The 15,098-nt window shown below is 47.2% G+C and carries 13 protein-coding genes and 3 pseudogenes; 5 read left to right on the top strand and 11 right to left on the bottom strand.

Annotated elements, in window-relative coordinates; translation table 11 throughout:
- The first annotated feature begins 562 nt into the window (after positions 1–562).
- Positions 563–1,837 (top strand): Glu/Leu/Phe/Val family dehydrogenase, encoded by a 1,275-nt coding sequence (locus LU633_RS12600; RefSeq protein WP_016192588.1) that lies wholly within the window; start codon positions 563–565, stop codon positions 1,835–1,837.
- A gap of 476 nt (positions 1,838–2,313) precedes the next feature.
- On the opposite strand, the gene LU633_RS12595 is transcribed toward LU633_RS12600, so the two are convergent.
- The 3 genes and pseudogenes from LU633_RS12595 to guaD all read right to left on the bottom strand — a co-directional run.
- Positions 2,314–2,760: a DUF441 domain-containing protein gene (locus LU633_RS12595; protein ID WP_016192587.1), complete on the bottom strand. Its 447-nt coding sequence runs from the start codon at positions 2,758–2,760 to the stop codon at positions 2,314–2,316.
- A 163-nt stretch (positions 2,761–2,923) separates the two neighbouring features.
- Positions 2,924–3,127 (bottom strand): hypothetical protein, encoded by a 204-nt coding sequence (locus tag LU633_RS12590; RefSeq protein ID WP_016192586.1) that lies wholly within the window; start codon positions 3,125–3,127, stop codon positions 2,924–2,926.
- A 113-nt stretch (positions 3,128–3,240) separates the two neighbouring features.
- Positions 3,241–4,438: pseudogene (gene guaD, locus LU633_RS12585) on the bottom strand (guanine deaminase); the annotation flags it as partial.
- A 156-nt stretch (positions 4,439–4,594) separates the two neighbouring features.
- Here guaD and tnpA point away from each other — a divergent pair.
- Both tnpA and LU633_RS12575 read left to right on the top strand, forming a co-directional pair.
- Positions 4,595–5,056, top strand: a complete 462-nt coding sequence (tnpA, locus tag LU633_RS12580; RefSeq protein ID WP_046371869.1) for an IS200/IS605 family transposase — start codon at positions 4,595–4,597, stop codon at positions 5,054–5,056.
- A gap of 3 nt (positions 5,057–5,059) precedes the next feature.
- Positions 5,060–6,266 (top strand): annotated as a pseudogene (locus tag LU633_RS12575) (IS256 family transposase).
- Between the two features lie 55 nt (positions 6,267–6,321).
- Here LU633_RS12575 and yciH read toward each other — a convergent pair.
- From yciH to pgpB, 5 genes are all read right to left on the bottom strand, one after another.
- Positions 6,322–6,648 (bottom strand): stress response translation initiation inhibitor YciH, encoded by a 327-nt coding sequence (yciH, locus tag LU633_RS12570; protein WP_016192581.1) that lies wholly within the window; start codon positions 6,646–6,648, stop codon positions 6,322–6,324.
- Positions 6,648–7,364 (bottom strand): orotidine-5'-phosphate decarboxylase, encoded by a 717-nt coding sequence (gene pyrF, locus LU633_RS12565; protein ID WP_016192580.1) that lies wholly within the window; start codon positions 7,362–7,364, stop codon positions 6,648–6,650. The genes yciH and pyrF overlap by 1 nt, the downstream gene beginning before the upstream one ends.
- Before the next feature lie 198 nt (positions 7,365–7,562).
- Complete coding sequence (lapB, locus tag LU633_RS12560; protein ID WP_016192579.1) at positions 7,563–8,732, bottom strand: lipopolysaccharide assembly protein LapB; 1,170 nt, start codon at positions 8,730–8,732, stop codon at positions 7,563–7,565.
- A 98-nt stretch (positions 8,733–8,830) separates the two neighbouring features.
- Entirely contained in the window at positions 8,831–9,073 is a 243-nt protein-coding gene (locus LU633_RS12555; RefSeq protein ID WP_016192578.1) for a LapA family protein, read from the bottom strand.
- 148 nt (positions 9,074–9,221) lie between these two features.
- Entirely contained in the window at positions 9,222–9,983 is a 762-nt protein-coding gene (gene pgpB / locus LU633_RS12550) for a phosphatidylglycerophosphatase B (RefSeq protein WP_016192577.1), read from the bottom strand.
- A 229-nt stretch (positions 9,984–10,212) separates the two neighbouring features.
- On the opposite strand from pgpB, the gene ribA reads away from it, so the two are divergent.
- The gene (gene ribA, locus LU633_RS12545) at positions 10,213–10,800 is read left to right on the top strand and encodes a GTP cyclohydrolase II (protein WP_016192576.1); all 588 of its coding nucleotides are present in this window, start codon (positions 10,213–10,215) and stop codon (positions 10,798–10,800) included.
- 243 nt (positions 10,801–11,043) lie between these two features.
- Positions 11,044–12,044, top strand: a pseudogene (locus LU633_RS12540) (IS3 family transposase); the annotation flags it as partial.
- A 582-nt stretch (positions 12,045–12,626) separates the two neighbouring features.
- Here the strand turns inward: LU633_RS12540 and LU633_RS12535 are convergent.
- From LU633_RS12535 to cysB, 3 genes are all read right to left on the bottom strand, one after another.
- Positions 12,627–12,788, bottom strand: a complete 162-nt coding sequence (locus tag LU633_RS12535) for a YmiA family putative membrane protein (RefSeq protein ID WP_016192571.1) — start codon at positions 12,786–12,788, stop codon at positions 12,627–12,629.
- Positions 12,789–13,263: 475 nt separating this feature from the next.
- A protein-coding gene (locus LU633_RS12530) for an IS1 family transposase (RefSeq protein ID WP_233481912.1) occupies positions 13,264–13,961 on the bottom strand; the annotation gives its coding sequence in 2 pieces (ribosomal slippage) (positions 13,264–13,712 and positions 13,712–13,961; 699 coding nt in all).
- 72 nt (positions 13,962–14,033) lie between these two features.
- Entirely contained in the window at positions 14,034–15,008 is a 975-nt protein-coding gene (gene cysB / locus LU633_RS12525; RefSeq protein WP_016192570.1) for an HTH-type transcriptional regulator CysB, read from the bottom strand.
- Positions 15,009–15,098 lie beyond the last annotated feature (90 nt).

Below are 15,098 nucleotides of genomic sequence, written 5' to 3'. Positions count from 1 at the left end.
GCAGGTGAATGTGATGTCAGAAAACAGACCAGATTTGCTCTGCATACTGCCACGTCAAAGGTAGACAAGGCCAGGGGCAGGGGGTTTACTGTCAATAAAAGAAACCGTAACCTTAATTTGTAACAAAAAGTGTTATGAATGTATTGGTATTGTGATAAGCCAGCCTGAAAACACGATGACAGCGATATTCAGGGGCATAAAGTCGATTTTTTCACCTGTGGATTAGCAGGTAATTCCTTATAAAGCGTGGCATTGCGCTGCACTCACCTTTGACATAATTTGATCGCATTCAAAGTTCTGTGAAATAACGACCCAAAAATAAAAAATCATTTTTATTGCAAATAAATTCACTCAAGCGTTTTTAAGCAATAATTAATGAATATTAATTCATTATTTTGCACATAAAGCATCCGTAAATATAAATTTCACATTAATTCAAAAACACAAGAACATAAATTTAGTGGTAGATTCGGTCGCGTTCGATATACATAAACTGATTTTTAAGCCTCTACTCAGAATATTTATCTAATCTCACTAAAGTTTTTTATGGATAAGGTTTTTTATGGATAAGCTATCTTATGTTTCTGAAGGCAGCACAACCGCCTGGTCTACTTATCTTGCACAAATCGATCGCGTCGCGCCTTATCTTGGTGAACTGAACCGCTGGATCGACACCCTGCGTCATCCGAAACGGGCATTAATTGTTGATATCCCGTTACAGATGGATGATGGCACTATTCGCCATTTCGAAGGGTTCAGGGTGCAGCATAATCTCTCGCGCGGACCAGGCAAAGGCGGCATCCGTTTTCACCCGAATGTTGACCTGAACGAAGTTATGGCCCTTTCCGCATGGATGACCATCAAATGTGCCGCAGTAAATCTGCCCTATGGCGGTGCCAAAGGGGGGATTCGCGTCGATCCATTCAAATTATCAGAAGGTGAGCTGGAACGTCTGACCCGACGCTACACCAGTGAAATCGGTCTGATTATTGGCCCACAGAAAGATATCCCGGCACCAGATGTTGGCACAAATGCCCGGGTGATGGCATGGATGATGGATACCTACTCCATGAATCATGGCACCACAATTACGGGTGTGGTCACTGGAAAACCCATCCATCTGGGTGGCTCGCTGGGGCGTGAAAAAGCCACGGGTCGCGGCGTATTTATCACCGGACGTGAAGTGGCAAACCGCCGCAATATTGAAATCAGCGGTGCCCGCATTGCCGTCCAGGGGTTTGGTAACGTAGGCAGTGAAGCAGCACGGCTCTTTGCTGACGCCGGCGCGAAAGTGGTGGTGGTCCAGGATCATTCCGCCACCCTGTTCAATCATGACGGTATTGATTTGACTGCATTGAGCGACTGGCAGACCCGCAACAAAGTAATAGCCGGTTTTAGCGGCGCTGAAGAGATTGACAGCGAAGCGTTCTGGGATGTGCAGATGGATATATTGATCCCCGCAGCGCTGGAAGGGCAAATTACCAGGGAACGTGCGGAAAAACTCCGCTGCAAACTGGTACTTGAAGGGGCCAACGGCCCTACCTACCCTGATGCTGACGATGTACTCAGTTCACGCGGTATAACGGTGGTCCCGGACGTTATTTGTAACGCAGGCGGCGTGACCGTCAGTTATTTTGAATGGGTACAGGATATGGCAAGCTTTTTCTGGAGTGAAAACGAAATTAACGATCGCATGGACAGGATTATGATCGATGCCATGACTCACGTTTGGGACAAAGCCAGAGAGAAAGAATGCAGCCTTCGCACTGCTGCATATATTGTCGCCTGTGAACGTATTTTAATGGCGAGGAAGGATCGCGGTATCTACCCCGGCTAACCCCCCACCCCCGTCTCGAAAACAGGCGGGGTTAATCCCTTTCTGTAATGACCAGAGCACTATTTAACGCTGGAAAAATTATTTTAATATGATTAGCATAAAATAACACTTATTTTTCAGCCAGTTAACTCTGTGGATGAACGATTAAATTTATATCCCTGCCGCGTCGGTTAAGAGCACCTGTCCATCACAGGCAAAGTAAACGTTACGTGAACAGTGAATTAAATAAAATTGGGTGATTCTGACTAATCAATGAAGTTTTAATCCAGAGAAAAATTTGGCACTAAAAAAAGAAAAAGGGTAATAAAATCAGCAGCCATTTTATAATTTACCCAACTAAAACAGCCACATCCTGACCGAAAAAATCATATTGCCCTACCACGACGATCCACGATTTATTTCAGCCACGGGGCAAATTCGCGCCTGCCTGCGGGTTTCTGTCAATGTCATACCTCAAGTTTACGCGATCATCACGACTACATTTTACCAATAAATAATGAAACCAGCCCGGCGGCGATAAGTGGGCCTACCGGCACGCCACGAAACAGTGAAACACCGATAATCGTACCGATCAATAATCCACCGACGACGGAAGGCTGTGCGCTCATCAGTGACACTCCCCTTCCTCCCACCCAGGAAACAAATATACCAATGGCGATCGCCAGCAGTGATTTCCAGTGCAGGAAAGAGTGCATAAGTGTGCTGCCAGACAGGGTGCCGCTGGCAATGGGCGCCATCACGCCGATAGTCAGAATAATAATGCCTACAGTCACGCCCTGTTTTTCAATCCAGGGAAAGAAGGTGTTAAGCGGTGTCATCCTGATAATAATTAGCACTAACAGGGCAATGGCAACGGTCAGGTTGTGGCTGAAATAACTGAGGCCAACCAGTAAAAGCAATATAAACAGGGTAAGATCAAACATGATTTTTCCACAATGGCAGTTAACTAATTGAGAATGAGGATTAAAACCTTTTATCATGTCTCTCTGGTTTTTTTCATCTTAACCCTGCCAATCGCTGAGAGCAGGCTCACCGATGGCACGGTCAGTACCGACACAGTGGTGTCGATCAGGTGTTCTGCGCCCGTCATTGAACTTTGTGCCAGGACAATACAGGCTGGCGGACATAAGCGGCAATATCCTGCTGCATAAAACGCTGCCACGCACCGGGAATCAGCATAACCGAAAGACGATGTTCATCGATAAATGCGCTGAACAGCCCCCGGGTTGAAGCCATTGTTTCAGGCGCGGCGCATAGCACCGTAATCTGACCTGCATATTGTGCGTCCATTTCACATCAACACGCAACACAGGTTTGCTAAACAGTGTGTCATCTGCCACGTGCTCCCGGCAACCTCGCTGCACGCCCTGCCAGTCCTGCTGACATGGGCAAACAGCTCACTGTTTCTCCCAGATATCGCAACTGTTGGCGTAACGCAGCTTTTGTAACGGAGAAACGGCCAGATCCAGCACCACAAAATCGGCCTCTTTACCCGGCATAAAGTTACCAATACGCACGTGCAAATCAAGCGCATGAGCGCCACCCAGCGTGGCGTGGTAAAAAGCTTCACAGGCGCTCAACCTATATTTTGTTTCAACTGCCTTACTTTATAAGCTTCTCCAAGGGGTTACAGCATACTAAGGTGGTTCCCGTACCGATATCGGCACCCATTCCAAGTTTGACTTTTTTGTCCAGCAGGTGTGCAAAGCAAATAAACCGCTGCCAAGAAACATATTTGAGGTCGGGCAGAATGCGGCAGCTGAATGAGTATGCTGTAAACAGTCCCATTCCTGTTCCTCAAGATGCAAACAACGCTGCGCTGCCCCGTCAGCCCGTACTGGTGACAGACATCAAGGAAGCCATTATGGTCGGGAAAAAGCGCTTTCACCCACGCAATTTCCTCTTTGTTTTCGCTCAGACGGGTTTGCATTCAGATACCGGGAAAGGCGTTTTTTAACTGACAAACCTTTTCCAGCAGAGCGCCAGAACAGGTTGGGGCAAAACGAGGGGCAGTGCATACAAGATGGCCTCGGTTGTGCCGGCGTTCGATGAACTCATGTGTTTGCTGATAGCTTTCTTCGGGCATCTCAATCAGGTCATCTGGCGCGTTTCGGTCCATCATCACCTTCCCGGCGATCAGGCGCATTCCCTGCTTTTCTGCCGTACTGAACAGCGCCTCAACAAGCTGAGAATGGACGGTGCCAAAAAATAGCGCGGTGGTTGTGCCATTACTGAGCAGCTGATGCAAAAAGAAAGACCACATTCTGTCCGCATGGGCAGGACCGCGATACTGGCTTTCTACCGGAAAAACATAATGTTCCAGCCACTGCAACAATTGTTCACCAAAGGCACCTGTCATTTCCGTTTGCGGATAATGAATATGGGTGTCAACAAACCCCGGCATAATCAGTTTACAGCGGTAGTCAGCAAGTCGAATCGAGTGGTCAAGCTGCTGTTCCCCTTCCTGCCAGCTTTTTAAGAAACAATTTCCCTCTTATTAAGCAGTAAGAAGCCATCAGGCACGTAGCAGACATATTCAGGAAGTTGTCCGGGGTCACTATGGGCATGGAGGCCCGCGTCCCGATGAGTTCCGCACCTGATTAACCTTAAAAACCGCACGGCTTCAGAGAGCCATTTTTTATCCCTGCATGAACACCACCTCCTGTGGAGGTGGTCAGCAATAAGTTGGCTCTGCCAGTCATGCTACTCATGGGAAAATCCGAATCTGTTATCCCCATAACTGCCAGGGATTTAACCATGAGCAGATTCCAGAAAGCATCTCATGTGCTCTGGTGTTGTCAATATCATATCGTATGGACACCCAGGTACCGGTTTCGCATCCTCAGGAACAATGTTGGTAAAGAGGTCTGTAAGCCGATAAGGATCTCAGGTGAGCAGCCCGGGATAGAAGTAGTGGAGCTGAATGTCCAGACAGACCATGTCCATTTGCGGGTAAAAGTGCCTTCACGGCTTTCGATTTCCCATGTAACAGGCGACTTAAAGGGTAAAACAGCCCTTCGATTGTTCAGTAAATTTCCCTGCCTGCGTAAGAACAAGCAGTGGGGGAATGGTTTTTGGGCAAGAGGTTATTGTGTCGATACCGTAGGTATAAACGAAGAAATGATAAGAATGAAGGGAAGGCTCACTGAGGAGCCAGTACATAGATTTGTGTCATTGCCTGATTTTGATATGTTCAATCCAGCATCAAAAGCAGGTTAATTTATGGACGAAAAACAGTCGCAGGCCCTGGCTAACGAACTGGCCAAAAATCTCAAAACCCCTGACGATCTCAGTCAGTTTGAGCGCCTGCTGAAAAAAATCAGTGTCGGGGCGGCGCTCAACGCCGAAATGACCCGTCACCCCGGCGACGATAAAAATCAGCCCAGACCGGCGACCAACGCCCGCAACGGCTATTCCACAAAGACAGTGACCACCGGCGATGGTCCGCCGGAGCTGCGTACACCGCGCGATCGTGATGGCTCCTTTGAACCGCAACGGGTGAAGAAAAACCAGACCCGGAGCACCGGGGTAGATAACCCGATCTTATCGTTGTACGCCAAAGGGATGACCACCCGCGAGATAGCGGCCACATTCAAAGAGCCGTATGACGCCGATGACTCGCCAGCGCTGGTCTCAAAGGTAGCTGATGCCGTCATGGAGCAGGTCACCGGATGGCAAAACCGGCCACTGGATGCCGTTTGTCCCATCGTTTACCCTGACTGCATCGTCCTGAAAGTCCGGCAGGACAGTCGCGTCATCAATAAATCCGTGTTCCTTGCCCCGGGTATCAACATCGAAGGCCAGAAAGAACTGCCGGGTATGTGGCTGGCCGAAAACGAGGGCGCGAAGTTCTGGCTCTATGTGCTGACCGAACTAAAAAACCGTGGACTGAACGATATCCTCATCGCCTGTGTTGATGGTCTGAAGGGCTTCCCGGACGCTATCAACGCGGTGTATCCGCAGGCCCGCGTCCAGCTGTGCGTCGTGCATATGGTGCGCAACAGTCTGCGGTTCGTCTCCTGGGAGGGCTACAAAGCCGTCACCCGTAGCCTGAAAGCATTGTCAGACCCCCAGGGAAGAAGCCGGTCAGCGGGCGCGGGAAGCGTTCGCCAGCCCCCGGGACAGCCGCTACCCGCAGATAAGCCGGAGCTGGCAGGCAAACCGGGCCAGCCTGTCGACGTTCTTCGCTTACCCGGCAGACATCCGCAAGATGCTCGACACAACCAGCGCCATCGAGTCGCTGAACAGCGTGATCCGGGATGCCATTAAGAAGCGGAAGGTGTTCCCGACTGACGACGCAGTGAAAAAGGAGGTGTGGCTGGCAATCCAGGCCGCATCACAGAAATAGAGGATGCCACTGAGGGACTGGCGTATGGCGATGAGCCGTTTTATTATCGGGTTCGGTGACCGCCCGGACGGCCACTACTGAGAAAAGGCATTTACACAGAATCGTGTACAGGGTCGTCTGAGTGGGTACACCTTATTCACCCACCTGCCAATTTCACCTTAAAACCTCTGGTTTCAAGTAGCGATTTAATCAATTCGCGCTTGTTTCCCTGAATTTCAATCACACCATCCTTTAAAGCGCCACCGCATCCACACTTTTTCTTTAATTCTGCTGTAAGTTTGCTCAGATCATCATCGGGTAGATCGATACCGGTAACAACGCAAACCCCTTTCCCTTTTCTTCCACTGGTCTGCCGTTGAATACGCACGATACCATCACCAACGGGTCGCCTGACAACAGGAGAAGGTTCGTTGATTCGACCGCTTTCTGTAGAATAAACAAGACAACTGTTATTATCAGACATTACGGCTCCTGCAAAGATTTCAGAATATCGTTAAGGGCTGCCGCCGGGTCGCTGGATTGAGTAATCGGTCGCCCTATTACCATATAATTCACACCAGCCTGTATCGCTTTCTGAGGCGTCATGATTCGCCGTTGATCGCCAGCGTTACTTCCGTATGGACGAATACCTGGAGTAACAAGGCAAAAATCGCTTCCAATTATCTGTTTCAGCCTCTCTGCTTCATGTGCAGAACAAACTACGCCGTTTAACCCACATTGATGAGTAAGCAACGCAAGTCGTTCAGTGTGTTCTGCTGGAGTAGTATCGATACCTTTTCCTTTAAGATCTTCCGCTTCCATGCTGGTAAGGACAGTTACTGCGATCAGTAAAGGAGCATCATCACCGAAAGGGATCAGGGCCTCGCGCGCAGCATTCATCATTCTTGCCCCACCGCTGGCATGGACATTGACCATCCAGACACCCAAATCCGCCGCGGCTGCAATGGCTCTAGCTGTAGTATTGGGAATATCATGAAATTTCAGATCAAGAAACAGTTCAAATCCACGCGCTTGCAAGTCGCGCACCAGCTGTGGACCAAAGCGTGTGAACATTTCCTTGCCCACTTTCAGACGACATTGACGAGGATCAATTTGGTCTACGAAAGACAGGGCACGGTTAAGGTCAGCATAATCTAGTGCAATCAGAATGGGGGAATCGCCTGCCTGGGATGAATGCATGAAAAAACCTTCATAAAATAAAGCACCTTCAGGTGCAGTAGATAAACGGCAGGCATTTTACCTGTGGCTTCGGTAAATTCACAGTTTAACGTCAGCGTTTTACTCTATATGTTAATGTTGCAGGAAATATTATAGGTTAAATAAACAGTATGTTGTAACTAAAAAATGACATCAGAGAGCAATGACTGCGTACAAAATTTACTGCCCATCTAATCCTTTAATCGGTTTAACCGACGACCATGTACGGCATGAGGGGCAATGCCAATACAGAGCATGTGCGGTAAAACCACATTTCAGACATCGATAGCGGGGTTTTGTCCGAATTTGTTCTCCTACCATATCCCTGAGTACCATCAGGCTCTCTTTGGCCCTACCATCTTCGGCCTCATTAAGATGGAAGTCGATCAAACGATGAAAAACCCGCATGGTGGGGTTACGTTGTAACTGCCGGTTAATATAGAGCTGTGCGGATTCGCCGCCCTCTTCGCGTTCAATAATATCAGAGAGGTAAAGCTCGGCAGCAGCCCCTGTGTTTTCTTCAACGCAACGGCGAAGATAGGCAGCCCAGTCGTCAGGCTGCTGTAACTGTGCATAACAACTTTCCAGCATTTCCAGTGTTTCACTGACAAGATCCTTATCCTGTTCAATAACCCGCAGAAGAACGTCGACGACACACGGGTAATCCCCTTTTGCCATGGCAATGCGTCCCATCATGATTGAAACACGCGCACTCTGACGATCCGCCACTTCAGCTTTTTTGAGCAAACTCATGGCACGCTCAAGGTCGTCACTGCCCATAGACTGTAAGGCAAGTTCGCAATAAAAGTGGGCAATTTCCATGCGCTGCCGTTCTTTGCCGAGTTTAACAAGGCGTTCGGCAACCTCAATGGCTTTCGGCCAGTCGCTGGTTGCCTGATGAATAGCTAATAGCTGTTGCAGGGAGCTGACACGAAAGTCCGTTTCATCGATGAGTTGGCTGAACATGCTTTCTGCCCGATCGTAGAAACCGGCCACCATATAATCCCGACCAAGCTGCTGAATGGCAAGCAGGCGCTGGTCATAAGTAAGTGAGGCACTTTCCATGAGTGCCTGATGAATTCTGATGGCACGATCCACTTCGCCACGAGAGCGAAACAGATTACCCAGCGTAAGGTGGGCTTCAACTGTTCCGCTGTCTTCTTTAAGCATATCGAGGAATAAATCTACTGCTTTATCCTGCTGATTAGAAAGGAGGAAGTTAACTCCCGTGACATAATCACGCGACAGCCGGCTTGCTTCCTGCTGCTTGTCCTGTTGTGCACTTCTGCGCCCCATATACCAGCCATATGCAGCGGCTACGGGTAATAACAGAAACAGCAGTTCCAGCATAAGAGATTATTCCTTTGCAATACAGACAGGTGACATTGTCACATTTTCTTCAGTCTGCGTTTGCTGCTGCAAACGTTTAAGCTTGCGCTGCGTATGAGCTAACGTTTAAGCTTGCGCTGCGTATGAGCTAATGAAACCCACAGGCGTAGCCAAAATAAACCGCAAATCGCCCAGCCAAGAATAAAACCAACGGCAAACAGGGTTGCCACTAATGTAGATATTCTGAACTCCCCTTGCGCAAGCAGGTAGTTAAATGAGATTACCTGATCGTTATGTGCGCCAAGAGTGATTGAGATAATAAAAATTGCCAGGATGAGTAAAAAAATAAGCAAGTATTTCACAGTCCGTCCCGTAGTCTGGTGATAACCAGACGAATTATGCCAAAAAAGCTTGCTCGTTGCTTGTGTGATGAAACAACAAACTTTAACGCAGAAAGATCATCACCCCGCATTGGTATCCATGCTATGGTGTCATCCATGAAAATAACAATCATCCCTTTTTGCGTTTTTCAAACTTCTTTTGATCCGTTGATTCTACTCTGAGCGGAACGCGCCATTTTTGTACCAGCCACATCGCGAGAGTGATTAAAAACCATCCGATCAGTGTTGAGGCAACCAGATCGCGGGGCCAATGCATTCCCAGTACCAACCTGCTGCCCATAACGCCAATGGCCCACATAAATATCAGCACGACAGTTACAGTACGACGCCGTGGCCACAATAAACTAACCGCCAGTAAAGCCCAACTTGCAGCAAACATAGTGTGCCCGGAGGGAAAAGCATAGTCCGTTTCAAATGCCCAGTGTGATTTTAACCAGGCAGGGATACGATTTTCATTGGCAACGCCCCGCTCGACCAGTTCACTGCGCTCTTGACGATTTTTTTGATAAAACGACTTTTCTTCCAGCAGATGATTCTTTTCCAACCAAATTACATAGGGCCGAGGTTCCTGAACGTGTTCTTTGATAACGGTTGTAACGTATTGTCCGGAAGCTATCGCCAGAATCATAATAATCAGCAGGACCAAACCGGGTTTCAATCTTAATCGCAGGCACCAGATGAACCATACGCAGAAGAGGCCGCTGGTCACTGTCCCCCAAGGACTGCTCACCGTTTCTGTTACCCCAAATAATATTCTTTGCCAGGGTCCCACAGTGCCGGGTTGCCATTGCCAACCCGAAAGCCAGACAATAATGGGCATAATGAGCAGCACTAAAGCGCCTGACGTCGTGCGTATAAGGATATCAAACATACCATCCCCTAGCTGAAATTAATATTTTGGCAACTTTAAGATAATGATATAAATAAAATAATAACATATACTGGAAAAGGATGATAATTCTGCAGTATTACAACAATCGATCCAAGTTGTTAACTGACACTGGAGGGATTGTGGCAATATACTGACTATTACTTTTTTCAGCACGCCTGCGAACCCTTTTCAGGATGCTGGCGCAATAAACGTTAATCTGGAGAGTTGCATGCAGCTTAAACGCGTGGCAGAAGCCAATCTGCCCACACCGTGGGGAGATTTCCTCATGGTTGGATTTGAAGAACTGTCAACTGGTCGCGAACATCTGGCACTGGTTTATGGTGATATTAATGATAGTCAAGCCGTTCTCGCCCGTGTCCATTCAGAATGTCTGACAGGTGATGCCTTATTCAGTTTGCGTTGTGATTGTGGATTTCAACTCGAAGCCGCCCTTAGTTGTATTGCAGAAGAAGGTCGGGGAGTGTTGCTTTATCATCGGCAGGAAGGACGTAATATTGGCCTGTTAAATAAAATTCGCGCTTATGCATTACAAGATGAAGGCCTTGATACGGTGGAAGCAAACCATAAGCTGGGCTTTGCCGCTGACGAACGCGATTTTACTCTATGTGCTGATATGTTCAAATTACTCGGCGTGGACGAGATTCGTTTACTGACAAACAATCCTCATAAAGTTGAAACTCTCAGTGAAGCCGGGATCAATATCATTGAACGGGTTCCGCTTGTTGTAGGGAGAAACCCGGCAAATGCAAATTACCTTGACACTAAAGCAGCCAGGATGGGGCATCTGTTGCCTTGAACCGCTGCACTTATTTGTCCTGATGCTGCCGGAAATCATAAGATTTATTTATCATGCGTAGACAGGCTACTCTCACGCATGATTATTCAATTGCATATTTTATACTCCAACACCCCCGTAATGCATATCTGTAAAATATCGCCTCAGAAAATGCCTCGCTATAGTGTAAGTATCCCCTCAAAACGGCCCATTCACTTTTAGAGATCTTCCGACATACTGATTATCTCCTCTGAGGAGATCGCCATGCGTAAAGCCCGATTCTCTGAGCACCAGAGCATCGCCGTTCTGAAATCGGTAGAAGCTGGTCGAACCGTCAAAAATGTCTGCCGTGAGACCGCTATATCCGAAGCCAGCGACTACAACCGGAAGGCTGAATATGGCGGGATGGAAGCCGCAGATACCAAAAAGATAAAAGACCTTGAAGACGGGAATCGCCGCCCGAAGCTGATGTTTGCCGACCTGGGTCCGGAATGCCGGGCGCTGAAGGACGTTATCGAAAAAAAGTGTTAAAACCAGCGATGAAGCGTGAGCCCGTCAGCTATCTGACCACACAGTTTACGATGGGCATACGCCAGGCATGCAGGACGTTATCGCTGAACAGGATTGTGTTTCATTATCAGCCGGACACGTGACGTGATGAACCGGTGATCCAGAGCCTGACTGAGGCGGCTGAACGCTATCCCCTCTACGGATTTAAGCAGCTTTTTCAGGTGCTTTGCAGGCAGGGTCACGTCCGGAACCACAGGCGTGTACACCGGATTTATTGTCTGCTAAAACTCAATTTTCGTCGTCAGGGTAAACAGCGCCTGCCGGTGCGCAATCCAGCTACGCTGGAAGCGCTCAACCAGAGCTGGTCGACTGATTTTATGCACGACGCGCTGACATGTGGCCGACGTTTTCGGACCTTCAACGTCGTGGATGATTTTAACCGCGAGGCTCTGGCGATAGAAATTGACCTTAATATCCCGGCGCAGCGGGTCGTGCGTGTGCCGGACAGGATTGTGGCACAGCGTGGATACCCGCTGAAAATGCGGATGGACAAGGGGCCAGAGCTGATATCACTGGCCCTGGCGCAATGGGCTGAGGACCATGGCGTGATGCTGGAATTTATCAGGCCGGGTAAGCCAACGCAGAACGGCTTTATCGAACGGTTTAACCGAACGTACCGGACAGAAATACTGGATTTTTACCTGTTCAGAACGCTGAAGGATGCACGGGAAATCACAGAGCGCTGGCTCCCTGAATAACCTTATGCCGGAAGAATAACGGCTGATAGCTGGAAACCCGGAAGTTAGAGCGGGGATACTTACAGGTGCAGGGATCTTTGATTAAAAAAACGCTCACTGTTAATGGCAGTGGATGCGTTTTCATAAAAGCTGGTGAGCTATGCAAACTTTATGCATAATCAGAGAGAATTGCGATGGAAAACTGCGCTATGGGAAATGAAGCAATTATTGACGTTAAGTATCAAATTCAGCTAAATATAAAAATTATTTAATGTAATTAAAATAAGTCAAATTTACATTTCTTTGCAGGTTCTACACAAACAACATTGCCATGAAGACTTTTGACATTCAAAATGTAATTTACATTTTGATAAACGGAGTCAAAGAAATAAGAGAGTGTAACAGTGGCAAACAATATACCTGATGCTTAACTCTGCGATTTACTTTTTTTATCTATGATCGAATCAATAAAACTGAGCTGAAGTTCGTTAAGATTCCACGAATCAGGAATCTTAACGACTTCAGCATCATTACTCTTATAAAAGCGCTGCTTAACTTTAGTTTGCAGCTGTGGTTTCTGATTAAACGTCTCAAGCTGCATTATTTTCCCCACATGTGCCAAACCATCAGCGCAACAGACAGCCAGAACAGTACTGAAACAGCGAAAACTGCCATCCACGCTTTGCGTTTCAGGTTTTTTTTACGCTGAACCGGAACGATTTCATGTCCAAAGTTGGGTTCTACAGATAGTCTGGTAGTCATAGTTATCAATAATCACTCTCGTTGGGAAGGATTGACCAGGTCAATCAGAATCTAGGATGAATCCTAAGCATTTTTTAATATCAAATCCAGTTATTTTTATTGAACTAAACGATTAAGGACATTTATCAAAACCAATCAATTTTATTAAATTAAAAACGAGCTAAACTTATCAGAACGTAACTAAAATCTGTATTTCAACTAAATTAGCTGATTTAACTAATAACTATCATCTTGTTTAAAACTCTTTAGAAAGATACTTTTCATGTATTCTTATAATAGAATTATAAGAATACTCCTGGTATACTGCAAAAGCACGCATTCAAAAGTGTGCACTGTTTCTCATTTAAGGAATAAAAAAGAAAAAACCTGCAATACGGGTTTTAATAATAAAAATTTGTTACCCGAATTTATAAACCAGACCAGTCTTTACCAGAGTGGCCGGATGAATAACATAAAATCCGGTCGTGACGCAGATTTATTGATAATGATGAAGAGTAAGATACCAACCGATGATCTTATCGTGCATTTCCTCTGACTTCGAAAAGCAAATTGTTCTGCGGGTCAGTCGTTTGATATGTGTGCGAAGATTAAGATTATGTCGTTCTGTCCGTTGGGTATATTTCTTGCTCACCACGTGGCCTGTTGCACTTAACAGAACTTTATAAACCGGCCAGGCATCTGTCATATAAAAGGCAATGTTAAATTTGCTTAACAGGGCCAGCAATCGTCGCAGGGTCGGGGCATTTCTCGGGCCGAAGACATGGGCCAGAGCACGTTTGCGGATACGGTCATAAGCATAGAACAACCACCGGGGATTGCTTTTACACCGCACGTAAGACCATTGTTCACCGGCTTCACAGCAGATAACAACCTCCGTTTCGGGGTCGATATTCTCAGCTACCTGCTTTGGCGAAATTTTTTTACGTGTCGCAGAACCGTATTGAGGCTGATACCGAGAACCCGTGCGGTATCGCGACATCCGTAACCATTCATGGCCATATTAACAATGGTCTGGTGTGTGTCTGGTTTGGCACCGGAGTAGCTAAAATTGAGCTGAAAGGTCTTTGAACAATGCTTGCAGATGTAACGTTGGGCACCGGATGCTGAATGTCCGTTACATCGTACAGCATGAGTTTCATTGCACTGAGGGCAGACGACATCAACTTTAGCCATATGTTACATCCAAAGCGCAAAACATACGTGATCAGCAAGTCTGCATCACGACCTAAAATCCGGCATGGTTATTTATTTTGCGGGTAGCTTAATGTCTTTAAACATGGCTTCAATATCGTCGTTGGATCGTAATCCCACTGCAGTATCAACCACATCGCGGGTCAAATGGGGAGCAAAGCGTTGTATGAAGTCATACATATAGCTGCGTAGAAACGTGCTGCGACGAAAGCCTATTTTTGTAGTGCTAAAGCTGAAAACATCCGTTGCTTCAATTCTGACCAAATCAGGGTCAGACACTGGATCAACCGCCATGCTGGCAATGACCCCTACCCCCAAACCCAAACGAACGTATGTTTTAATCACATCAGCGTCAGTAGCAGTAAAGACAATTCTGGGCGTCAGCCCTGCCCGGTTAAACGCAGTATCGAGTTCTGAGCGGCCCGTAAAACCAAAGGTATAAGTGACTAAAGGAAACTCGGCAAGCTCCTCTATTGAGACTTTTTCTTTTGATGCCAAAGGGTGATCCGGCGTGACCACAATAGATCTGTTCCAGTGATAGCAAGGCAGCATAATTAAATCGTCGTATAAATGGAGCGCCTCAGTGGCAATAGCAAAATCCGCATTCCCCTTTGATACGGCTTCCGCAATCTGGGTTGGCGATCCCTGATGCATATGCAGAGAAACTCGTGGATAACGTTCAATGAAACCTTTGATTACGCCAGGTAGTGCGTAGCGGGCCTGTGTATGGGTTGTGGCAACATAGAGAGAACCTTTATCAGGCCAGGTATGTTCCCCGGCGACTGATTTTATAGCATCCACTTTAGAAAGCACTTCGCGAGCGATGCGGATAATTTCCTGTCCCGCTGGAGTAACTTGCGTCAGATGCTTTCCGCTTCGGGCAAAAATCTGAATGCCAAGTTCATCTTCCAACATACGCACCTGTTTGCTGATACCCGGTTGGGAAGTATAAAGTCCTTCGGCCGTCGATGAGACATTGAGGTTGTGATTAACTACCTCAACAATGTAACGCAGCTGTTGCAATTTCATGTTGATTCCATCTAAAGGTTTTAAGCCACGCTCCCTCGCTTTACTGTCAGATGCAGAGCACAACAGCATGAGATTTAAGGGGATGTCAGA

Origin of the sequence: Erwinia tracheiphila (assembly GCF_021365465.1) — a bacterium.
In the GTDB taxonomy this organism is placed as follows: Bacteria; Pseudomonadota; Gammaproteobacteria; order Enterobacterales; family Enterobacteriaceae; genus Erwinia; species Erwinia tracheiphila.
Note: the sequence above shows the minus strand (reverse complement) of the source record. Positions and strands in the feature narration are given on the sequence as shown.